This is a genomic window from Streptomyces sp. NPDC020422 (assembly GCF_044386705.1).
Lineage (GTDB): Bacteria > Actinomycetota > Actinomycetes > Streptomycetales > Streptomycetaceae > Streptomyces.
In genome coordinates this window covers 131,068-157,480 of the sequence record NZ_JBIRVJ010000015.1, presented here as the reverse complement: position 1 = coordinate 157,480, position 26,413 = coordinate 131,068, and the positions used below count along the sequence as shown (strand labels likewise).

The following is a 26,413-nucleotide window of genomic DNA, read 5'->3' as shown; positions in this document are numbered from 1 at the left end:
ACGTGACTGATTCCCCCCTGTACCGCGCCGCCGCGAACCGCTACGACTCCATGGAGTACCGGCGCACCGGCCGCAGCGGGCTCAAGCTTCCCGCGATCTCGCTGGGCCTGTGGCACAACTTCGGCGACGACCGCACCCTGGACTCCCAGCGGGCGATCCTGCGCCGCGCCTTCGACCTGGGCGTGACCCACTTCGACCTGGCGAACAACTACGGCCCGCCGCCCGGCTCCGCCGAGCTGAACTTCGGCAAGATCTTCGCCCAGGACTTCGCGCCCTACCGGGACGAGCTGATCGTCTCGACGAAGGCCGGCTATCTGATGCACCCCGGCCCGTACGGCGAGTGGGGGTCCCGCAAGTACCTGATGTCGTCACTCGACGCCTCGCTGAAGCGGATGGGCCTCGACTACGTCGACATCTTCTACTCGCACCGCTTCGACCCGCACACCCCGCTGGAGGAGACGATGGGGGCGCTCGCCTCCGCCGTCCAGCAGGGCAAGGCGCTGTACGTGGGCGTCTCCTCCTACACCAGCGAGCAGACCGCCGAGGCCGCGCGGATCCTGAAGGAGATGGGCGTCCCGGCCCTGATCCACCAGCCCTCGTACTCGATGATCAACCGCTGGACCGAGGACGACGGGCTCCTCGACACGCTGGAGGCGGCCGGCATGGGCTGCATCTCCTTCGTGCCGTTGGCCCAGGGGCTGCTCACCAACAAGTACCTGAAGGGCATTCCGGAGGGCTCGCGCGCCACCCAGGGCAAGTCCCTCGACCCGAACCTGCTCTCCGACGAGGTGCTGCGCCGGCTGCGCGGCCTGGCGGACATCGCCGGGCGCCGCGGGCAGTCGCTCGCGCAGCTCGCGCTGGCGTGGGTGCTGCGGGACGAGCGGATGACCTCGGCGCTGATCGGCGCGTCGAGCGTGGCCCAGCTGGAGGAGAACATCGCGGCGCTCGCGGGTGCTCCGCTGTCGGAGGAGGAGCTGGAGGAGATCGACTCCTTCGCCGTCGACACCGAGGGCACCAACATCTGGGCCGGCCGGGGCTGACGCGGCGCCTCGGAGGCCCGGGGCGTGCCGGGTCTCAGGGGCCGGGGGCGTCTCGTCCTCAGGGGCCCGGTGCGTCTCGGCTCTCGGGGCCCGGTGCATCTCGGCTATCGGGGCTCCGTGCGCCTCGCTCTCGGGGCCCGGGAGAAAGAAAACGGGCCGGTCCGTGGGGGGGATACGGACCGGCCCGAGGGGGGGTTTCCACCATAACCCTTCATTAGTCGTGCTGCGTGCCACGTGCGCCGACCAGTGGGGCGCGGATTCGGTGGAGCCCAAGCGGCACAAGGGCTGTAGGGCCCCGTGGCGGGTTTGCGCCCGGGCGTGGCGGCGGAATCGGTACCTCCCACGGGGGACCCCCGCGTCATGTCGCCCGGTTGACGCGGCGCCGCAGGTCAGGACCGGGGGCGCGGAGCCCGCGCGCGGTGCAGCAGGGTGATGCCGTCACGGCGGGCGACCATTTCGTAACCCTGGTCGCGCTGGGCGGCCCGGAGCTCGGCGAGCTGCTGGGGCAGCGGGTAGGGCCAGTGTCCGGGCTTGTACGGCCAGGCCTCCGGGGCCTGGCTGTCGTGGATGATCCACTCGGCGGTCGGCGGCGGCAGGTCCTTTGCGGGGTACGCGTAGAGGCGTCCGCCGACCGGGAAGGTCGGGAAGAGGACGACGGTGCAGCGCGAAGTGAGCTGCGGGGCCAGCCGGTTGGACGCGGCGACGGTCGCCCCGTCGGGGATCTCCTCGAGCAGGGCGCGGGCGGCGCGCAGATGGCCGGTGGAGTGCCAGGTGGCCCGCTGGGCGAGCTGGGCCAGCGGGAACGAGGGCAGCAGGACGCCCGTCACGGCGAGCACGGTGACGAGCGGGGCGCGGAGCCTGCGGGGGTCGCCCTCCCGGCCGAGGACGTCGATCAGAGCGGCGAAGACGACGGGCATGAGGATCGCGCTGTAGTGGAAGGCCGTGCCCCAGTGGAAGCCGTTCTCCGAGGCCAGCCGCCAGCCGAGGGTGGGCAGGGTGAGCAGCGCGAGCGGGGAGCGCAGGGCGAGCAGCGCGGACGGCGCGAAGACGAGCACGAGGGTGGTGGCCTTGGTCTCGGGGCGCAGCAGGTCGAGCGGGGCGTGGGCGAGGGCGCCGAGGAGGGAGCCGTGGGCGGCGGCGAGGTTGCCGCCGTGCGCGTAGCCGCCGCCGGGGTCGAGCGCGGGCAGCAGGACCTTGATCTCCAGCAGCGAGCCGAGCAGCCCCGCGGCGGCGGTGGCCAGGCCGAGCCGGAGCGCGCCGCGGGAGGCGCGGCCGGTGAGGGCGATGTAGCCGCCGACGGCCGCCAGGGTGAGGCCCAGGTCCTCCTTGACCAGCAGCAGCGGCGCGGCCCAGGCGACGGCGGTCCGCCAGCGGCGCCGGCCGAGCGCTTCGAGACAGCAGGCGAGCAGCGGGACGGCGAGGGTGACCTCGTGGAAGTCGAAGGCGGCGGCGGACGCCACGCCCCAGCTCAACCCGTAGCCGAGGGCGACGACATGGGCGGCCCGGCGGCCGAGCGCGCGGTCGGCCCAGCGGACGAGCGGGACGGCGGCGAGCGCGAGGAGCGCGGACTGGGCGACGAGCAGGGTGAGCGGGGAGGGCCAGAGGCGGTAGAGCGGGGCGAGGGCGGCGAGGAGCGGGTGGAAGTGGTCGCCGAGGAGGTTGAAGCCGTCGCCGCGCAAGGGGACGACGGGGGCGCGGAGTTCGGCGTAGGCGCGGACGGCCTGTTCGAAGATGCCGAGGTCGTAGCCGGTGGTGCGCATGAGCTGGTGGCGGCGCACGGCGACGGTCGAGTAGAGCAGACAGAGGACCAGGGCCCAAACCCAGGGCAGGAGGGCGGGGCGCCGGTACCAGGGGGTGGGGGCGGTACGTTCCGGACCGCGCGCGACTGATGCCGGTTTCTCAAGGATTGTCCGCATATGGGGTGATGCTAGGGGTGGCCGTTCAGGGGATCGCGGTGAACGCGCCGAGGAGGAGGCCGAGGAGGGCACCGGCGATCATGAAAGGGCCGAACGGGATCGCGGAGCCGCGGCCCGCCCTGCGGGTGAGGACGAGGGCGAGCCCGTAGAGCGAGCCGAGCAGGAAGCCCGCGAAGGCCCCCGCGAACAGCACGCCCCAGCCGTACCAGCCGAGGGCGGCGCCGAGCGGGACCGCCAGCTTGACGTCGCCGAAGCCCATGCCGGCCGGGTGGATCAGGAAGAGCAGCAGATAGCCGCCGCCCAGGGCGAGCGCGCCCAGCAGGGCGCCCGCCCAGGACCCGGCCGCGTACGGCAGGAGCGCGGCCACCGCGAGCAGCAGCGGCAGCGCGGCGGCGAGCGGCAGGGTCAGCGGGTCGGGCAGCCGGTGGACGCGCAGGTCGACGCAGGCGAGGAGGGTGCCGAAGGGCGCGGCCAGGAGCCACACGAGCAGTTCGGGCCGGGGGACGCCGACGGCCGCGGCCAGCGCGGCGCAGGCGAACGCGGTGAGCAGCGGTGCGGCGAGCGGCGCGGGACTGGTGGCGCAGCCGGACCGCCCCGGGCCGCCGAGCCAGCCGCGGGCCGGTCCGGCGAAGCGGTGGCCGGCGGGGCAGCGGTCGCGCCAGGGTTCGTCCGGGGCGACGGAGAGCCGGTACGCGGCCCGGGGCACGAGCCGTCCGGCGGCCGCGCCCCACAGGGCGGCGGCCACGACGAGGGTGATCCGGACGGCGTCCATGGACCCGACCCTAGGGCTAGGGTCGGGGGCCTGGGGAGGGCTCATGGGCAGGACTGTTGACAAGCGCTGGCGTGACGGCTCCGGGACGCTCGGGACTCCGGGCGGGGCGGTGCCTTTGGAGATCGCGGCTTCCTATCGGGCCCGGCGGCGGGGGCTGCTGGGCCGGGACGGGATCGCGGGCGCGCTGCTCATCACGCCGACGAACAGCGTGCACACCTTCGGCATGCGCTTCACGATCGACGTCGCCTATCTGGACCGCTCGCTGACCGTCCTCGACGTGGTCACCATGCGGCCGGGCCGGCTCGGCATGATCCGCCCGCGCGGGCGGCACGTCCTGGAGGCGGCGGGCGGCGCGATGGCCGACTGGGGGCTGCGCCGGGGCGTACGGCTCACGGTGGACCGGAGCCGAGGAGCGTGAACGCCCCGTAGACGCCCGAACCGACGGCCAGCACGACAAGCACCGGCACGGCGGTACGGGGGCGGAGCCGGGCCAGCGCCACGGCGGGCGGCAGGAGCAGTCCGAACGCGGGCATCATCAGACGCGGCCGGGAGCCGAAGTAGGCCGCGCCGACGAGCGAGACGGCGACGACGGCGCCCGTGTAGACGAGCAGCGGGAGCGGCTGCCGCTGCCGCACGCACAGGGCGAGCAGCCAGCCCAGCAGGGCGAGCGCGGCGCACAGCCCGAGGGCGGCGGGCCAGGGCAGGCCGGCGATGAAGCGGGCGAGGGCGACGCCGCCGTCGATGGAGTTGCCCCAGGCGGCCTGGACGTCGAAGTAGGCGGTGGCGCTGCCCTGCCGGACGCCGACGTAGACGATGTACGCGAGCCAGCCGAGCGGCGCGAGCAGGGCGCCGACGATGACGGGGGCGAGGCGGCGGGCGAGGCCGGGCACGGGGGCGGGGGCAGGGGCGGGGCCGGGCTCGGCGGCCGGCTCGGCGCCCGGGCCGACTCCTGCGGGGGCGGTGGCGTCGGCGCGGGCGGTGCGGGCGGTGCGGGCGGTGACGTCCGCGCGCGGGGTGCGGATGGCGACGTCGGCGCGGGCGGCGCGTATCTCCCGTACGACCGTGACCAGGGCGGTGATCCCGATCGCGGCGATCAGCGCGGCGGCGGTCGGCCGGGTGAGCCCGGCGAGCACGCACAGCGCGCCCGCCAGGATCCAGCGCCCGCGCAGCACGGCGAGGATCGACCAGGCGGCGAGCGCGGTGAAGAGCGTCTCGGTGTAGGCCATCGACTGCACGAACGCCGTCGGGTAGACGCCCCACAGGACGGCCAGCACGACCCCGGCGCGCTCCCCCGCGACCCGCGCACCGACCTCGTAGATGCCCCAGGCGGCGGCGAGCGAGGCGGTCCAGGAGACGAGGAGTCCCGCCGTCGCCGCGTCGACGGGCAGGGCCGCGGAGACGGCCCGTTCGAGCGCGGGGAAGAGAGGGAAGAAGGCGAGGTCGGCGTGGACGTCCCCGCGGGGCAGGGTGACCTGGTAGCCGTAGCCGTGTTCGGCGATCCGGGCGTACCAGACCGCGTCCCAGCGCCCCATGAGCCGGTGCAGCCCGTCCTTGCCGGTGGCGGCCGCGACGGTGAAGAGGGCGGCGAGACCGATCAGACGCGTGGCGGCATAGCCGCCGAGGGCGAGCCAGGGCGGGGCGTGGGTGGTGCGGGACATGTGCTCGATTATGTCCGGGCCCGCCGGACGCCTATCCCAGCGGTCGGATCCGCAGGAACTTGGCGGCGAGGACCGGCCCCAGCTGCCCCGCAATCTCGTGCCCGGGTTCCGGCGGGGAGGGCAGGTCGCCCAGGAACGAGGTGACGATCACCTCGTCGATGCCGAGGACGCCCCGGCAGCTCTGCTCCTCCAGGAAGTCCAGGGTCCGCCGCCAGCGGTCCTGGTCCTCCAGGAAGGAGCTGACGGTGCCCTGCACCACGTCCCAGAAGAAGACGTGCGGCAGGACACCGCCTTGGGTGAAGACGTGCGACTCGTATGCGTCACGGAACTCGGGGATCCGGGCGACGAGGTCGCTGACCAGTTGCACGCTCGGGGTCGTGGTCGTCATCGGCTGCCCATTTCGGACGTCGCGAACACTCTGAAGCTGTTGCTCTCCGGACCAGCATGCGCCTCCTGAAGTGCCCCGTCCCGTCACTTTTGCGCTTTCCTGACGACGTCTTATGCCGGGTTTTCCACAGGGGGTGCGAAAGATCCCCCATCCGTGGATCGTTGCTCGTATGTACGAGTTGGTGACACTGGCCCGGGGCGGGGTGCTCCTCACGATGTGGGCGCTCGCCGCGGGCTGGCCGCGGGGCCGTCTCGACGGACGGCTGCGCGGGGAGGGCTGGCAGCGGATCTGCAGGGGCGCGTGGGCGGTCCCGGGGAAGGAGGTGGACTGGAGGGTGCGGGCGACGGCGGTCCAGCTGCTCCGCCCGGACCTGGTGTGCAGCCATCGCACGGCGGCGGCGCTGCACCGCATCGAGCTGCTGACGGGCGGGGCGGAGGGTCCGGATCCGCTGGAGTTCACGGCGCGCGGAGGCAGCGCGTCCGGTGGCCGGATACGAGCGGGGACACGGCTGTACGGGACGGCGGGCCGGCTGACGGACCAGGACTGCTCGGTGCGGCGCGGGCTGCGGGTGACGAGCCCGGCCCGTACGGTCGCCGACCTGATACGGACCGCCGCCACGCGCGAGGCGGCGGTGGTGGTCGCGGACTCGGCGCTCTCCCGCCGCTTCGTGGCGGGCCTGCGCCGGGAGCCGGTCGTCGACCGGGAGGAGCTGGCGGCACAACTCGCGGTGCCGCGCCGGCCGGGCGCTCCGCGGGCCCGCCGCTGGCTGCCGCTGGCCCAGGCCGGCTCGGGCTCGCCCGCGGAGACGGTGGCGCGGCTGCGGATGGGGGATGCGGGGCTGCACCCCGAGGTCCAGCCCACCCTCCGCACGGCCGCGGGCCGTTCCCTGCACCCGGACTTCTACTTCCGCGCCGCGGGCCTGGCCGTCGAGATCGAGGGCTTCGCCTTCCACGGAACCCGCACGGCCCACGAGCGGGACGTACGGCGCTTCAACGAGCTCCAGAACTGCCCGGGGGTCCGGCGGGTGCTGCGCTTCACGGCACGCGAGGTGTTCGACCACCCGGAGCGGATGACGTCACTGATCCGGGAGGCACTCGACTCCCTCGCCCCGCTGCCGCGCGCCGCCCCCGGGGCCGGCGGCGGCGGGCGGTGACGACGGGGCGGGGGCGGGCGGTGCGGTAGGCGGGCGGTGCGGGCGCGGAGGCCGCGCCGCCTCCCAGCACCCCCGCGGCGAGCGCGGCGGCCACGACCCTGCGCATCGGCCGCTACCCGGTCCGCGGGAAGGAGACCTCGACGCGGCGGTTCTTCTTGCGGCCCTCCTCGGTGGAGTTGTCGGCGATCGGATAGTCCTCGCTGTAGCCGCGGATGTCGAAGGTCTTGCCCGGGTCGAGGTTCTTCGCGAGCTCCAGCTGCACGGCGTCGGCCCGCTGCTTGGAGAGCTTCAGGCCGTGCTCGTACGACCCGAGGTTGTCGGTGAAGCCGAAGACCCGCACGCGGCTCGACCCCTGCTTGTTGATCTCCGCGGCGATGGCGGCGATCCGCGCGGTGGCGGAGGGACTCAGCCGGGCGCTGTCCTTCGGGAACAGCACCTCGGCCTGGAGCGCGAACGTCACGTCGACGTTGGTGTCCTCACGGCGCTGCTCGCCGCCCTCCTCCTCGACGATCTGCTTGATGTCGAGGATCTTTGCGGGCGCGAGGGTGGCGCCGTCGGGGAGCATGAGCGCGGGCGAGTTCGCGTCGATGGCGGGCGGCGGTGACCCACTGGACGTGGACCCGGGCGGATCGTCGGCCCGAGCGGCCCCCGAACCCCCGACCAGAAGCACGGCACCGGCGGCGAGAGCGGCGAGGCGGCGGGATGTCGTCGTCATGGCTGCGCCCTCAGGAGAGCTTGATGGTGGCGGGGTCGAAGGTGGGGAGCTGGAGGGAGACGTCGGTGGTGGCGGGGGGTGGGGCGGGGAACTGCATGAAGACCTCGGCCGCCTCGCCGGCGCCGAGGATGTCCAGTCCGGTGGTGGTCAGCGGCCGTCCGTCCGTGTCGCGCAGGACGTAGTAGCGCTTCTTCCCCTGCATGTCCACGAGCGTGGCTCCGCCGAGGGAGTTGCCGTGCTTCAGCACCTCCGTCTCGTTGCCCCGCGTGCCCACGGGGACGGCCCGCGGCTGGTCGGAGGTGTTCTTCAACGAGCCCTTGACGGTGAGGAATCCACCGGCGTCCCGCTCGGCCGAGGTGATCGCCAGCTCGAACCCTTCCTGTCCCTTGAGCACGGCGATCGGCTCGGCCGGTTCCTCGGACTGCGGCCGGGTGTTGCCGCTGGCCGTGTTCCGGGGAGTCGTCGTGGTGGCCTTCGGCTTGTCCTGGGGCGGCTGCTGCGTCTCAGCGCCGCAGCCGGCGAGGCCGAGGATCAGTCCGGCCGCGATGGCAGCCGTGGCCACTCCTCTGCCGGCCTTCGTTGCGTACCGCACTCTCATGTGAACAGGGTCCTTCGTTCGTCAGTCGGCCAGTCGGACGGTGAACAGGTCGGCGGCATCGGGCAGCCGGGGACGCTCCGGGTCGATCGTCCACTCGACGCCGTCGCAGACGAGGCCGGTGATCGGCTCCGGTTCGGGACTGGGGGTGGGCGTCGGCGCAGGGGTGGCCGAGCCCGACGGGGCCGGAGTCGTGGGGGGCGGTGGCGGTGGCGGTTCAGGGGCCTCGAAGGCACAGCGGGGTTCCAGGACGGCGGTCGCCGTCGCCGATGCGTGCCGGTCCTCCGTTCCGGGGACGAGCGACTTGCCCACGGTGCCGAGGGTGCGGATCCGCACGCGGAACCCCTCCTCGCCCGACAGGCGCACACATCCCCCGTCCCAGAGTTCGGCGTCGTTCTTCGCCGCGAACTCCGCCGCGTACCGGCAGGCGGATGCCGTGTCGTACTCCTCGCCCCGCAGATAGGCGCCCCAGGCGTCCGGGTCGAGGATCACGTCGAGCCAGCCGTCCCGAAGCTGTTCGCGCGCGTCCTGGGCCGCGGCGAGAGCGGCGGAGTCGGCGGCGGTCTGTCCCATGTTGCGCGTGGCCGCCGCCTGCCCGACGGCGAAGTACACGAACGCGAGGAAGAGGAGACCCGCCACGACGGTGACGTAGACGGGGAAGGCCTGGCCGGCCTCCGGATCCCTGCCGGCCGGCACTACTTGGTGAGCTGGGCGATCTTGTTCGTGATCGCCGCCTTGATCGAGGATCCGATGTCCGTTCCGGTGATCGCCACCACGATCGCCACCACCACCACGATGATCCCCAGGTACTCCACCGCCGTCTGCCCCCGGTCCCCCCTCCCGGTGGACCGCCTCGTGGGCCAACTTCCCGCGTGGATCCTGGCCTTGGTCAGGAGCTTCAGCAGCGCGTCGTTCATGGTGTTCCCCTCCGTGTCCGGCGACGCGGGCAGGGTACGCCTCGGAGGCGGGGTGTTCACAGGGTCCGTAGGCCCAATCACGGTGGGTAGTCATGACGCCGTCCTCGTGCCGAGCCAGGAGGCGATGGCCTCGCCGCGGGTGGTGCTGTCGAGTTTGGCGAAGATGCGGTTGATGTGGTTCTTGACGGTCTTCTCGGTGATGTGGCAGGTGGCCGCGATCTGCTGGTTGGTCATGCCCGACGCGATCAGGTCCATCACCTCCGCCTCCCTCACACTCAGACCGAACCGTCCCACATCTGATTGCACTTGCGAAGCTGGATTTCTGAAACGCAATATATTCGAGACGGTTGGCCTCGCGCCAGTGTGTGCAGTCGCACGCACCGCCGATAAGAGCTCCGCCACCGTGAACTCCCCGTGGACCAGGCACCCCTCCCCCGCCCGCGTGTGCGACAGGCGCAACACCGGTGCCAGCAGGCCCAGTTCGGGGGCCGCCTCCGGGGTGCCGTCCAGGAGGATCAGGTCCGGGGCGGTGCGGCGGGCCGTGGTGCGGGCCGTGTGGGGGTCCGGGGACTCCGCGAGGACGCGGATGTCGGGGTGCGCGCCGAGCAGGGCGGTGAGGCCGGCCCGTACGACCGGGTTCGCGCTCACCACCAGGACTCCCAGCATCACGGCCCTCATTCGCCCGTGATCGAGCCGAAGTCGGTGCCCGTGCCGAGGAACAGGCCCGCACCCAGCAGGATCATCGTCGCCGGGACCATCAGGGTCGTGATCACCATCGTCGCCTTGGGCACCGCCTTCGCCGCCTTGCGCCGCGCGTTCTGGGCGTCGGTGCGCCGCATGTCGTTGGCGATCTGGATGAGCGTGTCGACGATCGGCGCGCCCAGCTCCTCGCCCTGCTGGAGCGCCGTGACGAACTGCGCCACCTGCTCCGAGTCGTTACGCCTGCGCAGTTCGTCGAAGGCCTGGCGGCGGCTGACGCCCATGTCCATCTGGCGCAGGGTGATGCGCAGTTCGTCCGCCCACGGGCCCTCGTACTTGTCGGCCACCCGCTCCAGGGCCTGCCGGAAGCCCAGCCCGGCCGAGACGACGACCGCGAGCACGTCGAGGAAGTCGGGGAGGGTCCGCTCGATCTGGTCCTTGCGGATGCGGACCGCGGACCAGATGCCGACCTCGGTCCAGAACGCCCCGAAGGCGAGCAGCAGGACCGCCGCCAGGACCGAGCCCCTGCTCAGCATCAGCAGCCCGCCGAAGCCTCCGAGGGCGCCGTAGACGGCGCGCCGCGCCCCGTACCGGTCGATCGTGAGGCCCCCGGGGTTGCCCGCGAGGTCGATCCTGCGGCGGACCGCGTTGACCCGCTTGGGGCCCATGAGCCGCAGCACGGCCGGCGACCAGCGCATGCCGAGCCGGTCGACGAGCGAGTCGACGGCCCCGGTGCGGGTGGCGCCGACCTCCAGGGCGAGCTGGAGGTCGGAGGGCAGCTTGGCGTCCGCGCGGTAGAGGCGGATGCCGTAGCAGGCACCGGCGACGGCGAGCCCGGCGAGGAGGGCGAGCAGCAGGTCCATGGTCACCACGCCCCTACACGTCGATCTTCGAGAAGCGGCGGATCGCGAGGAAGCCCACCCCGTACAGGCCCAGGGCGATCACCACGGCCAGCTGCCCGATGCCCGAGCCCGTCATCCGGTCCAGCGCCCCGGGCTGCATGTTGTCGATGAGCAGCAGCGAGCCGACGCCGATGACCGGCACCGCGTACGCCGTCAGGCTCACCTGCGACAGCTGGGTGCGGACCTCGCGCCGGGTCTCCTTGCGCTCCTCCAGGGTCTCGGTGAGGTTGCGCAGGGAGGAGACGACCGTGCCGCCGGCGCGGTTGGCCAGGACCAGCGTCGTGACCAGGACGACGAGTTCGCGCGAGGGCAGGCGCTCGGCCAGCTCGCCCAGCGCGTCGTCGATCGAGGTGCCGACGGCCAGCTGCCGGGCGACCTTCGCCAGCTCGTCCCCGGCCGGGGCCTCCAGCTCGTCGGCGGCGAGCGAGAGCGCCATCCGCAGGGCGAGGCCTGCCTGGGTGGCGTTGGCGAGTATCCGGGAGAGTTCGGGCAGCTGGTTGATGAACCGCTCGATGCGCTTCTGGCGCTGCCAGTTGAGGAATCCCATCGCCACCCATACGCCGAGGAAGCCGCAGATCGGCCCGAAGAACGGCGACAGCAGCGCCTGCCCGGCGATCCACAGGACGGTGACCGTGGCCGCCATGTACACCACGAACTCGCCCGGGGTGACGTCCAGGCCGGTCGCGGAGATGCGCAGCTCCAGCCTGCGTCCGAAGGCCGTACGGCGGACGCGCCGGTCGATGCCCCGGAACGGGCGCCTGCGCCGTCCCAGGCGTTCCTCGTCCGACTCGCCGGTCGCCGACAGGCGGGCGATCAGCTCGGCCCGCCGGGCGGCCCCGCTCGCGTACGCATGGATGCCGGTCACGGCCAGGACGCAGGCGAGCAGCGCCACCCCGATGGTCGGCAGAGTCGGATTCACGTCGGTCTTCCTTCCCTACTTCGCTTCCCGCACGGCCAGTTGTGCGTCGTCCGCCGCAACCCCGAAGGCCTGCGGGACGGGCTGGCCCGCCATGTACAGCCGCTGGGCCACCCGGCGCGGCAGCGGGTGGTACGCGAACTCCCCGTACACCCGCCCGTCGGCCGCGAGGGGCCGGGCCAGGAATCGACAGACGGTGGCGAGGAGGTAGCGCTCGGGCCCGTCGGAGGCGAGGATCGCGATCTCGGTGACCCGGCGGGTGCCGTCGGGGTGCCGGGTGAGCTGGACGAGGACGTCGACGGCGCTGTTGATCTGGTCGCGCAGCGCCTCGAAGGGGACCTTGACCTCGGACATCGACGCGAGGGTCTGCAGCCGCATCAGCGCGTCCTCGGCCGAGTTGGCGTGCACGGTGGCGAGCGAGCCGTCGTGGCCGGTGGACATCGCCTGGAGCATGTCGAGGGTCTCGCCGCCGCGGACCTCGCCGACCACGATCCGGTCGGGGCGCATGCGCAGCGAGTTGCGGACGAGGTCGCGGATGGTGACCTGGCCGCGGCCCTCGATGTTGGGCGGGCGGGCCTCCAGGCGGATGACGTGGGACTGCTGGAGCTGGAGCTCGGCCGAGTCCTCGATGGTGATGACCCGCTCGCCGTCCGGGATCAGCCCGGACAGGGCGTTGAGGAGCGTGGTCTTCCCGGTGCCGGTCGCGCCCGAGACGATGATGTTGAACTTCGCCTGCACGAGCCCGGAGAGCAGCAGCAGCATCTGCTCGTCGAGCGAGCCCAGGCCGATCATCTCGTGCAGGGTGTACGCCCGGGGGAAGCGGCGGATGGTGAGCGTGGGCCCGGTGAGCGAGAGCGGCGGGATGATGACGTTGACGCGCTCGCCGGAGGGGAGCCGGGCGTCGACCATCGGATTCGACTCGTCCACCCGCCGGTTGACGGTGGACACGATCCGCTCGATGGTCTGCATCAGCTGCTCGTGCGAGGCGAAGCGCAGCGGCAGCAGCTCCACGCGGCCGGCCCGCTCGATGTAGATCTGGTCGGGGCCGTTGACCATGATCTCGGTGATGGAGGCGTCTTCGAGGAGCGGTTCGAGTACGCCGAGCCCGAGCGCCTCGTCCACGACCCGGCGGATCAGCTGGGCCCGCTCGGCGGTGGAGAGCACCGGGCCCTCGCGGCTGATGATGTGCCCGAGGACGCGCTCCAGGCGCGCCCGGCGCTCGGCGGCGGCGAGCGCGGACATCTCGGTGAGGTCGATCTCCTCCAGGAGCTTGGCCCGGAAGGACGCGACCAGGTGCCCGTCCTCCCGTCCGCCGCTCCCGGCCCCGTGCTCCTCGGGGTGGCTGATGCGGGCCCGCAGGCTCATGGCTGGTCCTCCTCGGGCACGGGCATGGTCGCCGATCTGGTGACGCTCGGCATGTCCAGGAAGGGGATGAGGGAGGGGATGTCGACCGTGACGCTCCAGCTCCCGGACCCCGCCGGATCGAAGCTGCTGTGGCCCGCGATCCAGTCGCTCATCGCCGCTCGTCCCGCGGTCTCCCCGCCCGGTACGGATCCGGGGTCGTCGACGCTGTCCGCCCGCGCCGCCGCCCGCGCTCCCGTGCCCGCCTGCTGGGCCGCGTAGGCGACGATGCCGAGCTGCACGCCGACGAGACCGATCAGCAGGAGCAGGGGCAGGAAGCCCAGGTACTCGACGGCCACTTGGCCCCGGTCCCGGCGCGCGCGTCGCCTCGTCACCGCTCCCCCTCCCATACGGCCCCGGCCTCGCCCGTCACGTCGAACGGAAAGCTGCCGACGCCCGGGAAGAGCACGGGGACCCGCAGCCTCACCCGGGCGTGCGCGAGGCCGTCGTCGTGCCCGCAGTCCGCGCCGGCGCCGGACGCCCAGGCGCCGTCCAGGTTGCGCAGGGCGGCCTCCCGGCAGTCGTCGCCGACGGCGTACGCCCGCGCCGCCTCGTCCGCCGCGTTCCCTGCCAGCGTGTACGTGTACCCGATCAGCACGCACTGCCACAGCAGCACCAGCGTGAGCAGGATCAGCGGCAGCATGCCGACGAACTCGACGGCCACCTGCCCCCGGTCGTCCCGCCACGGCCCGCGCACGCCTATCTCCCCGCCCCGCGCCGCCGCAGTCCCAGCGCGCCCCGGTCGGCGGCGCGGACGAGCTCGCGGCCCGGCGCGGCGGCCGTCTTCACCAGGCCCAGCTCCCCCGCCAGCGCCCACAGCGCCTGCTTGACGGTGGAGCGGGCGTCGAGGTCGTGGAGGCGGCCGGCGTCCACATGGGCGGCGAGTTCCTTGAAGTGGGCGGGGACGGTGACCCCGGCCATCCGGGTGCCGGTGATCTTCTGGACGAGGGGCGGCTGGATCTCGGTGGACCGGTGGTGCCGGTTGACCAGCATGGTGGTCTCCTCCGGCTTGCGGACCTGGAGGCGGTCCCACATCCGGACGGCCCGTTTGGCGGCCCGTACGGCGATCACGTCGGGGGTGGTCACGAGGAGGGCCGTGTCGGCCATCTCGACGGTCGCGGCGCTCGCCGCGTCGAGGTGGGTGCCGCAGTCGACGACGACGACCTCGTAGCGGGTGCGCAGGGCGCTGACGATCTGCCGCGCGGAGCGGTCGGTGACCTCCTCGGCGCGCTCGCCCTCCGCGGGGGCGAGGAGCAGGCTGAGACCGGTCTCGTGGAGGAAGACGGCGTCCTGGAGGACCCGCGGCGAGATGTCGTCGACGGCGGCGAGGTCGGCGAGCGAGCGCCGGAACTGGACGTCGAGGTAGGAGGCGATGTCCCCGGCCTGGAGGTCCATGTCGACGAGGGCGACGGTGTGGCCCGAGGCGCGGGCGGCGAGGGCGAGGTGGACGGCGGTGACGGTGGTGCCGACGCCGCCCTTGGCGCCGCTGACGGTGACGACCCGGCCGCCGGGGCCGGTGAGGGCGTCGGTGCCGGCGCCGAGGTGCCGGCGGACCCCGGTGGACCACTGGGCGGCGGCCTGGACGCGGCTGGCGAGCTCCTCGTACCCGAGGGGGAGGGTGACGAGGCCGCGGGCGCCGGAGTCCATGGCGGCGGAGAAGAGCACGGGGCTGGCGTCGGCGGTGATGAGGACGACGCCGACGGCGGGGAAGCGGAGGGCGACCTCGCGGATGAGTTCGAGGGCGGGTACGGGGCCGATCCGCTCGTGGACGAGGACGACCTCGGGGAGTTCGTCGAGGGAGGCTGCGGCGAGGCGGGCCAGGGTGTCGACGAGCTGGGTGGAGTCGGCGACGGGGTCGGCGGGTTCGGCGTCGGGGAGCTGGCCGATGAGGGTGGTGACCGCGCGGGCCGCGTCCGGGTCGCCGACCGCCGGCAGGATCCTGGTGGTCATGCGGGGCCTCACTTGTCCTTGTCGAGCGTGTAGGTGCGGTCGCGCGGGTCGGGCGGGGTGCCGCCGCCGGGCGCGACGAGGGCGAGCCGGACGTGCTGGGCGAAGGACTCGGCGTAGGCGACGCGCTGGGTGTCGACGGTGGAGAGGGCGAAGGTGATGGGGACGGCCTCGGTGGCGCGGTTGCGGTCCTCGCGGTTCGGGGTGAGGGCGGTGAGCTCGCCGACGTCGATGACCCGCGCCCCGGCGACGATCATCTTGGACTGGGCGGCCTGGCCGCCGCGTTCGCCGGCGAAGGTGGCGTAGATGTTGACGGTGGCGCCGGGGGTGATCTTGCCGGCCACTCCGGTGGCGGCGTCGATCATGATGGCGATCTCCTGCTGGCCGGGTTCGAGCGCGGGACGCTTGACGATCATGTCGCTCTGGAGGAGCGAGCCGGCCTTGAGGGTGGTGACGGCGATCTTGCCCTCGATCTGGCGGAGGTCGGTGACGGCGGTGGACGGCAGCCAGCGCTCCGGCATCGTGATCTTCTCGAAGCGGCCGGGGCCGAGCGCGGTGTAGGGCTCGATGTCGCCCTTGACGCGGTACGCGGTGACCTCGGGTCCGACCTTGGAGTTCACGTCGCCGATCACCGAGAGCACGCCGGCGAAGGCGCCGAGGGCGCACAGGACGGAGAGCAGCAGGAGGATGACACCACGGCGCTGGCGGGAGTTCATGGCCGTACTACCTCGATCGTGGACGGGTCGCGCGACGGACGGGGGCGGACGGGAACGGGGCGGACGGGAACGGGGGCGGAAAGGGGGCTTCGCTAGCGGGACATGGGGTGCGCCGTGGTCGGTTCGGCCGTGGGCAGCGGGGCGGCGCAGAAGCCGCAGCGGTCGCCGATGAGTTCCATCCGGCACCAGTGGCAGGTCTCCCGGCGTACGGAGGCGACCAGTTGGTGCAGGACGGGGAGGTCGGCGAGGTGGGCGGCGAACTCGACGAGCTTGCCCGTGCCCCACCAGTGCGGCGAGGACTCGGGCAGCGTGGTCTCCTGGACGGCGCGGACCTGCCAGTGCGGGGCGAGGGTGGCGGTCGGCCACTCGGTCTGGAGCTGGCCGCGGGCGAGCACGAGGTCGGTGGTGAACTCGGGCCCGGTGAGCAGCGCGGGGGCACCGGACCGCCCGGAGCCGCCGCCGGACGCGGCCCCGGATCCGATCCGTACGAGTTCGGCGACGGGCCCGGCGAGGACGCCGAACTGGGCGCCGGGGAGCCAGCCCTTGACGTGCGAGGTGAGACCGACGGGAACGCGGTCCAGCTTGGCGACGGAGCCGAGGACGGCGCCCGCGTACACGTAGTGGGTGAGCAGCCGGGCGGCGGAGGCGAGCACGCCGGGGCTGAAGTCGCAGGCGGAGAGCTGGCGCAGCTGGCGCACGAGGACGGCGGCGCCGAGCGGCGGCAGCGCGGTCCTGACGATCGCGATCCGGTCGGATTCGAGCAGCGAGCGGACGGCGTGCAGCCGCTGTTCGGTCGCGGGCGGTGCGGAGGTGGGGCAGACCACGATCACATGCCCGTGCCGTTCGAGCAGGAGCTGGACGTCGGCGAGGGAGGCGTCGAGGGACCGGGTCTCGGGTCCGGGCAGCACGGCCGCGGGGGGTGTCTGCGGGTCGGTGGGGGGCAGCACCAGGTCGGGGCTGGTGACCGCAATCGCTGTCGGCACGCGGGCTCCCCCGATCCCTCAATGATCACTAGCTGCACGCGCAGCGTTACCGCCTCTGCACTGTATCCAGGCCACTGGAGTGGTGAACACACAATCCTTCAAGCTCCGTCACTTTCTCGATCGGAGCGGGCAGCCGGCGCAGGCGGCTCCGAGCAGGCGTCCCTGAACTGCGTTTCCTGCCAGAGGTCTTGACAACCCAATTGGTCTGGACCAGCTTGTTCCCCCGACGGTGGCCACCGTTCCGCACCTCCGTACGAAGGCGTACGGCCGCCCCTCCCCGCTCCCCCACTCCCCCCGGAGGCAGCAAGTGGACCGCACCACCAGAGCCGCGCTGGCGCTCGCCGTCGGCGCCGGGCTCGTCCTCGTCGGCGGCACCGGCACCGCGCAGGCCGCCGACGTCAACGTCGCCAAGAACGCCGGCTTCGAGAACGGCCTCGCCAACTGGTCCTGTTCCGCCGGCAGCGGCACGGTCGTCTCCTCGCCGGTGCGCACCGGGGCCGGCGCCCTGCGGGCCACCCCGGCCGGCCAGGACAACGCCAGGTGCACCCAGACCGTGACGGTCAAGCCCGGCTCCACCTACACGCTCAGCGCCTGGGTGCAGGGCGGTTACACCTATCTCGGCGCGACCGGCACCGGCACCACCGACGTCTCCACCTGGACCCCGGACAGCACCGGCTGGAAGCAGCTGACCACCAGCTTCACCACGGGAGCGAACACCACATCCGTGCAGATCTACACCCACGGGTGGTACGGCACGGCCGCGTACTCCGTCGACGACGTGAGCGTCTTCGGGCCCGACGGGGGCGGCGGCACCGATCCGCAGCCGACGATCCCGACCGCCCCCACCGGCCTCGCCGCGGGCACCCCCACCTCCTCGTCGGTCCCGCTGAGCTGGGGCGCGGTCTCCAACGCGACCGGCTACAAGGTCTACAAGGACGGCGCCCTCGCCACCACGGTGAACGGGACCTCGGCCACCGTCACCGGCCTGACCGCGAGCACCACGTACCAGTTCCAGGTCTCGGCCACCAACGCCGCGGGCGAGTCCGCCAAGTCGGCCGCGGTCTCCGCGCGGACCGCGGACGTCACCAACCCCGGCCCGGGACCGGCCGTGCCCAAGCACGCCCTGACCGGCTACTGGCAGAACTTCGACAACGGCGCCACCGTGCAGAAGCTGCGGGACGTGCAGGCGCAGTACGACATCATCGCCGTCTCCTTCGCGGACGCCACGGCCACCGCGGGCCAGATCACCTTCAACCTGGACCCGGCCGTCGGCTACGCCTCCACCGCCGACTTCAAGGCCGACGTCGCCGCGAAGAAGGCGGCCGGCAAGTCCGTCATCCTCTCGGTGGGCGGCGAGAAGGGGAACGTCACCATCAACAGTGACGCCTCCGCGACCGCCTTCGCCGACAGCGCGTACGCCCTGATGCAGGAGTACGGCTTCAACGGCGTCGACATCGACCTGGAGCACGGCATCAACTCCACGTACCTGACCAAGGCGCTGCGCCAGCTGTCCGCCAAGGCCGGTTCGTCGCTGGTGCTCACCATGGCCCCGCAGACCATCGACATGCAGTCGACCGGGACGGAGTACTTCAAGACCGCGCTCGCCGTGAAGGACATCCTGACGGTGGTCAACATGCAGTACTACAACAGCGGTTCGATGCTCGGCTGCGACGGCAAGGTCTACAGCCAGGGCTCGGTGGACTTCCTCACCGCGCTCGCCTGCATCCAGCTCCAGGGCGGCCTCGACGCCTCCCAGATCGGCTTCGGCGTCCCCGCCTCGCCCCGCGGCGCGGGCAGCGGCTACGTCGACCCGCAGATCGTGAAGAACGCGCTCGACTGCCTCGCCAAGGGCACCGGCTGCGGCAGCTTCAAGCCGTCGAAGACCTACCCGAACGTGCGCGGTGCGATGACCTGGTCGACCAACTGGGACGCGACGGCCGGCAACGCCTGGTCGAACGCGGTCGGCCCGCACGTCCACGGCCTGCCGTAACCCCCGCACACCGCCGACCGACCCTCCCCCCTTCGGGGGAATCCCCCGCAGCGCCGCCGCTTCCCCGGCGGCGCTGCGCCGTTTCCGGGGTCCGGGGGCGGAAGAATATGGCCGAACTCCACTCCTTGACCGGTCCATGTCATGGCCGGACCATGTCACCACCGCACGACCGTCTGTCGCACTCCCCCACACTCCCCACCCAGGAGACAGCATGCGACTCCGTATCCGCGGAAGAAGGTCCGCCGCACTCGCGGGCCTGCTGGCGCTCGCCCTCGCGGCGCCGCTCTCCGCCCTCGCGACACCCGCCGGGGCCGACCCGGCGCCGACCGCCGTCACCCGCGGCGGGGACGAGGTGATCCGGCAGTACGAGATCGCCGGACCCGCCACCCCCGCCGAACGCACCGCCCTCGCCGCCACCGGCGTCTCCATCGACGAGGTCGACGCCGGCCACGTCGTGGTCAGCGCCAACGCGCAGCAGGCGGCCCACCTCAAGAGCCTCGGCTACCGGGCCGTCGCCCTGCCCGCCCCGCCCGACCGGGGCGAGAGCGCCAAGTCGGCGCTCGGTCCGCTCGACTTCCCCTCCGCCGACGCGAAGTACCACAACTACGCGGAGATGAACGCCGAGATCGACCAGCGCCTCGCCGCCTACCCGAACATCATGAACAAGCGGGTGATCGGCAAGTCGTACCAGGGCCGGGACATCATCGCGATCAAGGTCAGCGACAACGTCGCCACCGACGAGAACGAGCCCGAGGTCCTCTTCACCCACCACCAGCACGCCCGCGAGCACCTCACCGTCGAGATGGCGCTCTACCTGCTGCGCGAGCTCGGCGCCGGCTACGGCACCGACTCCCGGATCACCAACATGGTGAACAACCGGGAGATCTGGATCGTCCCCGACCTGAACCCGGACGGCGGCGAGTACGACATCGCCAGCGGCTCCTACCGCAGCTGGCGCAAGAACCGGCAGCCCAACTCCGGCTCCTCGTACGTCGGTACGGACCTCAACCGCAACTGGGACTACAAGTGGGGCTGCTGCGGCGGCTCCTCCGGCTCCAAGAGCTCCGAGACCTACCGCGGCACCGCCCCCGAGTCCGCGCCCGAGGTGAAGGTCGTCGCCGACTTCGTCCGCTCCCGGGTCGTCGGCGGCAAGCAGCAGATCAAGACCGGCATCGACTTCCACACCTACAGCGAACTGGTGCTGTGGCCCTTCGGCTGGACCAACGCCGACACCGCCACGGGCATGACCCAGGACGACCGCGACGCCTTCGCCACGGTCGGCCAGAAGATGGCGTCGAGCAACGGCTACACCCCCGAGCAGTCCAGCGACCTCTACATCACGGACGGGTCGATCGACGACTACCTCTGGGGCGCGCACAAGATCTTCAGCTACACCTTCGAGATGTACCCGACGGACTCCTGGAACGGCGGCTTCTACCCGCCCGACGAGGTGATCGAGCGGGAGACCAGCCGCAACAAGGACGCCGTGCTCCAGCTCCTGGAGAACAGCGACTGCATGTACCGCTCGATCGGCAAGGCCGCGCAGTACTGCTGAACGGGCTAGGCGTTCTCGTCGAAGTAGGCGTCCAGCACGGCGTCGAGCTGTGACTCCCACTCGCCGATGCGCTCCCTGGCCGGCGCGTCGATCTCGATCGGATACCAGCGCCGGTCAGGGGTGTGCACGGTGACGGTGAACCGCTTGCGCCCCGCCGCGGTCTCGACCGCGCCGATCTCGTCCCAGCGGAACTCGCAGCTCTCCTCGTCGAGGCTGAGCCGTACGCCCTCGGCGTCGGCGACGATCCGGGCCCGCCGGTCGGCGGCCTCGAACACCGGCCCGTCCACGTCCCCGTCCTCCCGGACGGGGACTTCGGCGTCCTCGACGACGGCGTCCTCCACGCGGGCGTCCTCGACGACGGCGTCCGCGGCCGCGGAATCCCCGACCTCGGAATCCCCGACGAGTACGTCGCCGTCACTCACCGCCGGTCCTGCCGCCGCGTCCGGGCGTGGCCCCGTGATGCCGGGGACGAACGCCGGATCGGCCGCGGCGCCTTGGAGGGGCGGAATGCTGCTGGGTCCTGTGCTCTGCTCCACGCGGGAAGTATGGCCGACGTCCCTGTGAGCGGCGCGGGCGGCCCTCGTCAGCCCAGGACCGCCAGTGCGTCGATCTCGATGAGCAGCCCCTTGGGCAGGCCGACGTAGACCGTCGTACGGGCGGCGGCGGGGGCCTTGAGCCCCTGCTCCTCGAAGTAGGCGTTGTAGATCTCGTTCATCTCGGCGAAGTGGTCGACGTCCGTGAGGTAGACGCGCATCATCATCACGTCGTCCCAGGTGGCGCCGCCCTCCTCCAGGATCGCCTTGACGTTGGCGAAGGTCTGGAGGGTCTGCTCGCGCAGGGTCGGACCGGCCGGCGTCGGGGGCTGGCCCTCGACGGCGGGCAGGAAGCCGACCTGACCGGCGACCTGGAGGATGTTGCCCTTCTTCACGCCGTGGGAGAACTTGGCGGGCGGGGTGGTGTGGGTGGCGGGGACGAGGGCGGTCTTCTCGGTCATGCGTTGTCCTCGGTGTCGTTCGTCGGGGCGGAGCCGGAGTAGTCGCGGCTGATCTGCTCGGCGGTGCGGCGCACCAGCGGGAGGAGGGTGAGGAGTTCCTCGGCGGTCACGACGACGTTCGGCGCGGAGACCGACATGGCGGCGACGACGCGCCCGTCGGCACCGCGGACGGGCGCGGCGACGCAGTTGATGGACTCCTCGTGGCCACCGAGGTCGGTGGCCCAGCCCTGTTCGCGTACGGTCGCCAGCTCCTTGAGGAAGGCGGCGGCGTGGGGCGTCGAACGGGACGTGTACAGGGGGTAGTCGAGCTTGGCGGCGAGGGCGCGGCGCTCGGGCTCGGGCAGGTCGGCGAGGAGCAGCTTGGCGACGGCGGCGACGGTGATCGCGACGGGCTTGCCGATCCGCGAGTACATGCGCACCGGGTAGCGGCTCTCGACCTTGTCGATGTAGAGCACCTCGCCCTCCTCGTACACGGCGAGGTGGACGGTGTGCCCGATCCGCTCGTTCAGCGCGGCGAGATGGGGGTGGGCGATCTCGCGGATGTCGAGGTTCTCGACGGCCTCCTGGGCGAGCGCGAAGAGCCGGGCGCCCAGGCGGTAGCGCTGGTCCTGCTGGCGGTAGACGAGCCCGTGTTCGTGCAGGGTGCGCAGCAGGCGCAGGGCCGTGGACTTGTGCACGCCGAGCCGTTCGGCGACCTGGCCGAGGTCGGCGGGCCCCTGCGCCAGCAACGGCAGGATGCTGAGGGCGCGGTCGACGGTCTGGCTCATGACGTACGTACCTCCTGGTCGTCCCCCGTCCACCCGGGGCCGAGGTGCAGTGTCTCCCACGCCCTGTCGTCGAGTGCGGCGAGCAGGTCGGCGCGGGCGCGCCGGGCCGGCACGGCGAGGTCGCCGGGGACGGTGAGGGCGGCGGCGGCCATCAGATGCCCGTGCCGCGCCCGGGCGACCGTACCGAGTCCGCGCAGCGTCCCGGAGAGAAACCCGGCGGCGAAGGCGTCCCCGGCTCCGACGGGGGCGACGACGTCGACGCGGGGGGCGGGGACGACGTGGACGGCGTCGGGGCGGCCGCCGGGACCGGGACCGGTGCCACGGCTGGCGCCGGGGCCGGCCACAGGACCGGCGCCGGGGCCGCGGCCGGCGTCGCCGCCGGAGCCGGTGTAGGGGCCGCCGCCGGCTTCGGGGCCACGGCCGGCGCCGGGACCACGGCCGGCTTCGGGATCGGTGCCGGTGCCGTGTCCGGCTTCGGTGCCGTGACCTGTGTCGGGACCGGGACCGGGACCGGGACCGGGGCCGGGGCCGGGGCCACGCCCGGCGCCGGCCACGGGACCGGCGTCGCGGCTGCGGCCTGCGGCGGCCCCGGGGTCGGCACCGCGGCCGGCGTCGCCCACCGGGCCGGTGCTCGCGCGGGTGCCCGGCGTCCCGGCGGGGCGGGCGGTGTCGGCGCCGCGCTCGAACACGACGGCCCCCTCCGCGCCCCGCTTCACCACGAGCACGGCCGGCTCCGGCAGCAGCGCCCGGATCGCCTCCGGCTCGCCCACGCCCCAGGCCGCCTCCGCCTCGTCGGCCCCGACGAAGACGAGGTCCGCCCCGCGCGCCAGCTCCAGGAGCACCTGTCCGCCCCGGCCGGCGTCGCCCCACAGGACGGGACGGAAGTTGACGTCGAAGGAGACGAGCGGCCGGGCGCCCCGCGCCGCCGTGAGCGCGCGCACGAGCGCCAGGCACGAGGCGGACAGCGCGGCGGTGATGCCGGACAGGTGCAGGATCCGCCCGCCCGAGACCTCGGCGTACGGAACGGTCGCCGGCGACATCGCGGAGGCGGCCGACCCGGCGCGGTAGTAGACGACCTCGTGCGCCTCGCTCGCCCGGTCGGTGGCGGTACGGAAGTAGACCCCGGTCGGCCGCTCGGGATCGCGCGTCACAGCGGAGACATCGACCCCGTACGCGCCGATCGCCGCGACCAGGTGCTCCCCGAAGCCGTCCCGCCCCACCCGCCCCACCCACTTCGTCCGGTGCCCGGCGGCGGCCAGCGCACAGGCGACGTTGGACTCGGCGCCGCCGATGGCGCGGGTGAAGGAGGGGACGTCGGCGAGGCGCCCAGGCCGGGCGGGCAGGAAGGTGACCATGGACTCGCCGAGGCAGACGACGTCCGGCGGAGCGTCCACGGGCGGCGGGGTTCCGGTCACCGTCGGCCTCCTTCACTGTGGTGGGGGTCCATTGACCCGGCGTCGGCCCGGATGTTAGACAGCCATGAGCGATAGACGCAACGGTCGTTGCACATCATGCAACAGCAGGAGGAGGAGCGCCCCATGCCGGACCTGGCGAACGAGGTCGTCGACCACCGCTTCAAGGCGCTGCCCCCGGACGCCGAGGGCCTGACCGTCGGCGAGCTCGCGGCCCAGCGCCGCAACCTCTTCACCGGCGGCTTCACCACCCCGGTCCTCGCCCTCTCCGCCGAGTCGGTCGCGCACAACCTGCGCCTCCTGGAGGAGTACGCCGAGCGCCACGGCCTGGCCTTCGCCCCGCACGGCAAGACCTCCATGGCCCCTCAGCTCTTCGAGCGCCAGCTCCGGCACGGCGCCTGGGGCATCACCGCCGCCGTCCCCCACCAGGCCCGCGTCTACCGCGCCCACGGCATCGCCACGATCTTCCTGGCCAACGAGCTGGTCGACGCCGCCGCCCTGCGCTGGCTGGCCGCCGAACTCGACGCCGACCCGGACTTCCGCTTCGTCTGCTACGTCGACTCCGTGCGCGGGGTCGAGCTGATGGACGAGGCCCTGCGCGCCGCCGGCGCCCGCCGCGCCGTGGACGTCGTGGTCGAGCTGGGCGCCGGCGAGGCGGGGCGCACCGGGGTGCGGACCGAGGCCGAGTGCGAGGCCGTCGCCGACGCGGTCGCCGCCACGGACCGGCTGCGGCTCGTGGGCGTGGCGGGCTACGAGGCCACGATGCCCGGGGCCGACGCGGCCCTGGTGCGCGCGTGGCTGAACCGGCTCGTGGGGCTCGCGGCCGCCTTCGACAAGGCGGGCAGGTTCGCGCCCGAACTGCCGGAGATCGTCGTCAGCGCGGGCGGCAGCGAGTGGTTCGACACCGTCGCCGACGTCTTCGCGCGGATCCCCGACCTCTCCCGCCCCGTCCTGAAGCTGCTGCGCTCCGGCGCGTACGTCTCGCACGACGACGGCCAGTACCGCGAGCGGACCCCCTTCAACCGGATCCCCGAGGAGGGGGCGCTCCAGCCCGCCTTCCGGCTCTGGTCGCAGGTCGTCTCCCGCCCCACCCCCGCCCAGGCCTTCACCAACGCGGGCAAGCGCGACGCCGCGTACGACCTGCACCTGCCCGAGGCGCAGGTCGTGCGCGACGGGCGCACCGGCGAGATCCGCCCGGCCGCCGGCATCACCGTCACCGCCCTGTCCGACCAGCACGCCTGGCTGGGCACGGAGCCGGGGGCGGACGTGGAGGTCGGGGACTGGCTCGGCATGGGCCTGTCCCACCCGTGCACGGTCTTCGACAAGTGGCAGCTGATCCCGCTCGTCGAGGCGGACGGCACGGTCGTCGACTACGTCCGCACCTTCTTCTAGGGGCCGGTCATGGATCTCGTCTTCCGCGACGCGGAGGTCGTCGACGGCAGCGGCGCGCCCTCCTACCGCGCGGACGTCGCCCTCGACGGCGGCCGGATCGCCGCGATCGTCAAGGAGGGCGCGGCGGCCGGGTGCCAACGCCCCACCGCCCGGCGGGTGATGGACGCCGAGGGGCTCGTCCTGGCGCCCGGCTTCATCGACATGCACGCCCACAGCGACCTGGCCCTGCTGCGGGACCCGGACCACAGCGCGAAGGCCGCGCAGGGCGTGACGCTCGAAGTGCTGGGCCAGGACGGCCTGTCGTACGCACCGGTCGACGACCGGACGCTGACCGAGGTGCGCCGGGCCGTCACCGGCTGGAACAGCGACGGCTCGGACATCGACTTCGACTGGCGCACGGTCGGCGGGTACCTGGACCGCCTCGACCGCGGCATCGCCGTCAACGCGGCCTACCTCGTCCCGCAGGGCACGGTCCGGATGTACGCCGTCGGCTGGGACGACCGGCCCGCCACGGAGACCGAGCTGAACCGCATGCGGCAGCTCGTCGCCGAGGGCCTGGAGCAGGGCGCGGTGGGCATGTCCTCGGGCCTGACCTACACCCCCGGGATGTACGCGCCGGACACCGAGCTCACCGAGCTGTGCCGGGTCGTGGCCGCGTACGACGCCTACTACTGCCCGCACCACCGCTCCTACGGGGCGGGCGCCCTGGAGGCGTACGCGGAGATGGTGCGGCTCACCCGGGACGCGGGCTGCGCCCTGCACCTGGCCCACGCCACGATGAACTTCGGCGTGAACGAGGGCCGGGCGCCGGAGCTCCTGGCCCTCCTCGACGAGGCCCTCGCCGCGGGCTCGGACATCACCCTGGACACGTACCCGTACACCCCGGGCTGTACGACCCTGGCGGCGGTGCTCCCGAGCTGGGCCCACGAGGGCGGCCCGGAGGCGCTCCTCGCCCGCCTCCAGGACGGCGCCACGGCCGAACGCATCCGGCACCACATGGAGGACCTGGGCTCGGACGGCTGCCACGGGGTGCCGGTCGACTGGTCCACGATCGAGATCTCGGGCGTGTCCGACCCGGCCCTGTCCTCGTCCGTCGGCCGCCGCCTCGACGGCTGGCCCGCCGCCCGGCGCCTGCTCCTGGACGACCGCCTGGGCACGACGATCCTCCAGCACGTGGGCCACGAGGAGAACGTCCGGGCGATCATGCGCCACCGGGTGCACACGGGCGGCTCCGACGGCATCCTCCAGGGCGACAAGCCCCATCCGCGCGCGTACGGCACCTTCCCGGAGTACCTCGGGCGCTACGTCCGCGAGGAGGGGGTCCTCTCCCTGGAGGAGTGCGTCGCCCACCTCACCTCCCGCCCCGCCGCCCGCCTCGGTCTGCCGGACCGCGGCCTGGTCCGCGAGGGCTACCGGGCGGACCTGACCCTCTTCGACCCGACGACGATCGCGTCGGGCGCGACGTACGCGAACCCGCGCACGCTCCCGACGGGCATTCCGCACGTCCTGATCGACGGCCGGTTCGTCATGGAGGACGGCAAACGGACGACCGCCTTGGCAGGCAGATCGATCCGCCGCCACTGAC

Annotated in this window: 28 protein-coding genes; 7 read left to right on the top strand and 21 right to left on the bottom strand. The window is 73.0% G+C overall.

Annotated features, from left to right (window positions below):
- Positions 1-2 precede the first annotated feature (2 nt).
- Entirely contained in the window at positions 3-1,040 is a 1,038-nt protein-coding gene (gene mgrA / locus ACH414_RS32505) for an L-glyceraldehyde 3-phosphate reductase (RefSeq protein WP_382548304.1), read from the top strand.
- Between the two features lie 389 nt (positions 1,041-1,429).
- Here mgrA and ACH414_RS32500 read toward each other — a convergent pair whose 3' ends face one another.
- Together ACH414_RS32500 and ACH414_RS32495 are read right to left on the bottom strand one after the other, a co-directional pair.
- The gene (locus ACH414_RS32500) at positions 1,430-2,956 is read right to left on the bottom strand and encodes a DUF2079 domain-containing protein (protein WP_391770144.1); all 1,527 of its coding nucleotides are present in this window, start codon (positions 2,954-2,956) and stop codon (positions 1,430-1,432) included.
- Between the two features lie 25 nt (positions 2,957-2,981).
- The gene (locus ACH414_RS32495; protein WP_382548300.1) at positions 2,982-3,728 is read right to left on the bottom strand and encodes a prepilin peptidase; all 747 of its coding nucleotides are present in this window, start codon (positions 3,726-3,728) and stop codon (positions 2,982-2,984) included.
- Positions 3,729-3,771: 43 nt separating this feature from the next.
- On the opposite strand from ACH414_RS32495, the gene ACH414_RS32490 reads away from it, so the two are divergent.
- On the top strand, positions 3,772-4,146 hold the full coding sequence (locus tag ACH414_RS32490; protein ID WP_382548299.1) for a DUF192 domain-containing protein: 375 nt from the start codon (positions 3,772-3,774) through the stop codon (positions 4,144-4,146).
- Here the strand turns inward: ACH414_RS32490 and ACH414_RS32485 are convergent.
- Both ACH414_RS32485 and ACH414_RS32480 read right to left on the bottom strand, forming a co-directional pair.
- Positions 4,118-5,386 (bottom strand): hypothetical protein, encoded by a 1,269-nt coding sequence (locus ACH414_RS32485; RefSeq protein WP_398944602.1) that lies wholly within the window; start codon positions 5,384-5,386, stop codon positions 4,118-4,120. The two genes, ACH414_RS32490 and ACH414_RS32485, sit on opposite strands and share 29 nt — an antisense overlap.
- Before the next feature lie 31 nt (positions 5,387-5,417).
- A complete protein-coding gene (locus tag ACH414_RS32480; RefSeq protein WP_382548295.1) occupies positions 5,418-5,774 on the bottom strand; it encodes a hypothetical protein in 357 nt (118 codons plus the stop codon).
- Between the two features lie 169 nt (positions 5,775-5,943).
- Here ACH414_RS32480 and ACH414_RS32475 point away from each other — a divergent pair, with 169 nt between their 5' ends.
- Positions 5,944-6,927: a hypothetical protein gene (locus ACH414_RS32475; protein WP_398944601.1), complete on the top strand. Its 984-nt coding sequence runs from the start codon at positions 5,944-5,946 to the stop codon at positions 6,925-6,927.
- A 112-nt stretch (positions 6,928-7,039) separates the two neighbouring features.
- Here the strand turns inward: ACH414_RS32475 and ACH414_RS32470 are convergent, their stop codons facing one another.
- From ACH414_RS32470 to ACH414_RS32410, 13 genes are all read right to left on the bottom strand, one after another.
- Positions 7,040-7,642: an OmpA family protein gene (locus ACH414_RS32470; RefSeq protein WP_382548289.1), complete on the bottom strand. Its 603-nt coding sequence runs from the start codon at positions 7,640-7,642 to the stop codon at positions 7,040-7,042.
- A 10-nt stretch (positions 7,643-7,652) separates the two neighbouring features.
- Positions 7,653-8,204 (bottom strand): hypothetical protein, encoded by a 552-nt coding sequence (locus ACH414_RS32465; RefSeq protein ID WP_391770148.1) that lies wholly within the window; start codon positions 8,202-8,204, stop codon positions 7,653-7,655.
- Between the two features lie 57 nt (positions 8,205-8,261).
- The gene (locus ACH414_RS32460) at positions 8,262-8,933 is read right to left on the bottom strand and encodes a pilus assembly protein TadG-related protein (RefSeq protein WP_398944599.1); all 672 of its coding nucleotides are present in this window, start codon (positions 8,931-8,933) and stop codon (positions 8,262-8,264) included.
- Entirely contained in the window at positions 8,933-9,154 is a 222-nt protein-coding gene (locus tag ACH414_RS32455; RefSeq protein WP_386568165.1) for a Flp family type IVb pilin, read from the bottom strand. The genes ACH414_RS32460 and ACH414_RS32455 overlap by 1 nt, the downstream gene beginning before the upstream one ends.
- A gap of 90 nt (positions 9,155-9,244) precedes the next feature.
- On the bottom strand, positions 9,245-9,820 hold the full coding sequence (locus tag ACH414_RS32450) for a response regulator transcription factor (RefSeq protein WP_386568163.1): 576 nt from the start codon (positions 9,818-9,820) through the stop codon (positions 9,245-9,247).
- 8 nt (positions 9,821-9,828) lie between these two features.
- Complete coding sequence (locus ACH414_RS32445; protein WP_382548400.1) at positions 9,829-10,716, bottom strand: DUF5936 domain-containing protein; 888 nt, start codon at positions 10,714-10,716, stop codon at positions 9,829-9,831.
- 13 nt (positions 10,717-10,729) lie between these two features.
- The gene (locus tag ACH414_RS32440) at positions 10,730-11,674 is read right to left on the bottom strand and encodes a type II secretion system F family protein (RefSeq protein WP_382548283.1); all 945 of its coding nucleotides are present in this window, start codon (positions 11,672-11,674) and stop codon (positions 10,730-10,732) included.
- Between the two features lie 15 nt (positions 11,675-11,689).
- Positions 11,690-13,036 carry a CpaF family protein gene (locus tag ACH414_RS32435; protein WP_382548281.1) on the bottom strand — a complete coding sequence of 449 codons (1,347 nt, stop codon included), beginning with the start codon at positions 13,034-13,036 and terminating at the stop codon, positions 11,690-11,692.
- Entirely contained in the window at positions 13,033-13,407 is a 375-nt protein-coding gene (locus tag ACH414_RS32430) for a TadE/TadG family type IV pilus assembly protein (RefSeq protein ID WP_382548279.1), read from the bottom strand. The genes ACH414_RS32435 and ACH414_RS32430 overlap by 4 nt, the downstream gene beginning before the upstream one ends.
- Positions 13,404-13,769, bottom strand: coding sequence for a TadE/TadG family type IV pilus assembly protein (locus ACH414_RS32425; protein ID WP_382548277.1), 366 nt, complete (start codon positions 13,767-13,769; stop codon positions 13,404-13,406). Before ACH414_RS32425 ends, ACH414_RS32430 begins: the two co-directional genes overlap by 4 nt.
- 2 nt (positions 13,770-13,771) lie before the next feature.
- Positions 13,772-15,022, bottom strand: coding sequence for a CpaE family protein (locus ACH414_RS32420; protein ID WP_382548275.1), 1,251 nt, complete (start codon positions 15,020-15,022; stop codon positions 13,772-13,774).
- Positions 15,023-15,030: 8 nt separating this feature from the next.
- A complete protein-coding gene (cpaB, locus tag ACH414_RS32415) occupies positions 15,031-15,735 on the bottom strand; it encodes a Flp pilus assembly protein CpaB (protein WP_382548273.1) in 705 nt (234 codons plus the stop codon).
- 92 nt (positions 15,736-15,827) lie between these two features.
- Positions 15,828-16,718 carry a hypothetical protein gene (locus ACH414_RS32410; protein WP_382548272.1) on the bottom strand — a complete coding sequence of 297 codons (891 nt, stop codon included), beginning with the start codon at positions 16,716-16,718 and terminating at the stop codon, positions 15,828-15,830.
- A 307-nt stretch (positions 16,719-17,025) separates the two neighbouring features.
- Here ACH414_RS32410 and ACH414_RS32405 point away from each other — a divergent pair, with 307 nt between their 5' ends.
- Both ACH414_RS32405 and ACH414_RS32400 read left to right on the top strand, forming a co-directional pair.
- On the top strand, positions 17,026-18,708 hold the full coding sequence (locus ACH414_RS32405) for a chitinase (protein ID WP_398944595.1): 1,683 nt from the start codon (positions 17,026-17,028) through the stop codon (positions 18,706-18,708).
- 211 nt (positions 18,709-18,919) lie between these two features.
- Positions 18,920-20,263: a M14 family metallopeptidase gene (locus ACH414_RS32400; RefSeq protein WP_398944593.1), complete on the top strand. Its 1,344-nt coding sequence runs from the start codon at positions 18,920-18,922 to the stop codon at positions 20,261-20,263.
- Positions 20,264-20,268: 5 nt separating this feature from the next.
- Here the strand turns inward: ACH414_RS32400 and ACH414_RS32395 are convergent, their stop codons facing one another.
- From ACH414_RS32395 to ACH414_RS32380, 4 genes are read right to left on the bottom strand one after another with little or no spacing between them, the layout of a single operon-like run.
- Positions 20,269-20,799, bottom strand: a complete 531-nt coding sequence (locus tag ACH414_RS32395) for a hypothetical protein (protein ID WP_391770152.1) — start codon at positions 20,797-20,799, stop codon at positions 20,269-20,271.
- A gap of 47 nt (positions 20,800-20,846) precedes the next feature.
- Positions 20,847-21,257 carry a RidA family protein gene (locus ACH414_RS32390; RefSeq protein WP_382548264.1) on the bottom strand — a complete coding sequence of 137 codons (411 nt, stop codon included), beginning with the start codon at positions 21,255-21,257 and terminating at the stop codon, positions 20,847-20,849.
- Positions 21,254-22,024 (bottom strand): IclR family transcriptional regulator, encoded by a 771-nt coding sequence (locus tag ACH414_RS32385; RefSeq protein ID WP_382548262.1) that lies wholly within the window; start codon positions 22,022-22,024, stop codon positions 21,254-21,256. Before ACH414_RS32385 ends, ACH414_RS32390 begins: the two co-directional genes overlap by 4 nt.
- Positions 22,021-23,379 (bottom strand): sugar kinase, encoded by a 1,359-nt coding sequence (locus ACH414_RS32380; RefSeq protein WP_398944627.1) that lies wholly within the window; start codon positions 23,377-23,379, stop codon positions 22,021-22,023. The genes ACH414_RS32385 and ACH414_RS32380 overlap by 4 nt, the downstream gene beginning before the upstream one ends.
- Positions 23,380-23,562: 183 nt before the next feature.
- Between ACH414_RS32380 and ACH414_RS32375 the strand changes: the two genes are divergently transcribed.
- The gene (locus ACH414_RS32375) at positions 23,563-24,828 is read left to right on the top strand and encodes an alanine racemase (protein WP_386568210.1); all 1,266 of its coding nucleotides are present in this window, start codon (positions 23,563-23,565) and stop codon (positions 24,826-24,828) included.
- 9 nt (positions 24,829-24,837) lie between these two features.
- Positions 24,838-26,412: an amidohydrolase family protein gene (locus tag ACH414_RS32370; RefSeq protein WP_398944589.1), complete on the top strand. Its 1,575-nt coding sequence runs from the start codon at positions 24,838-24,840 to the stop codon at positions 26,410-26,412.
- The last annotated feature ends 1 nt before the right edge of the window (position 26,413 follow it).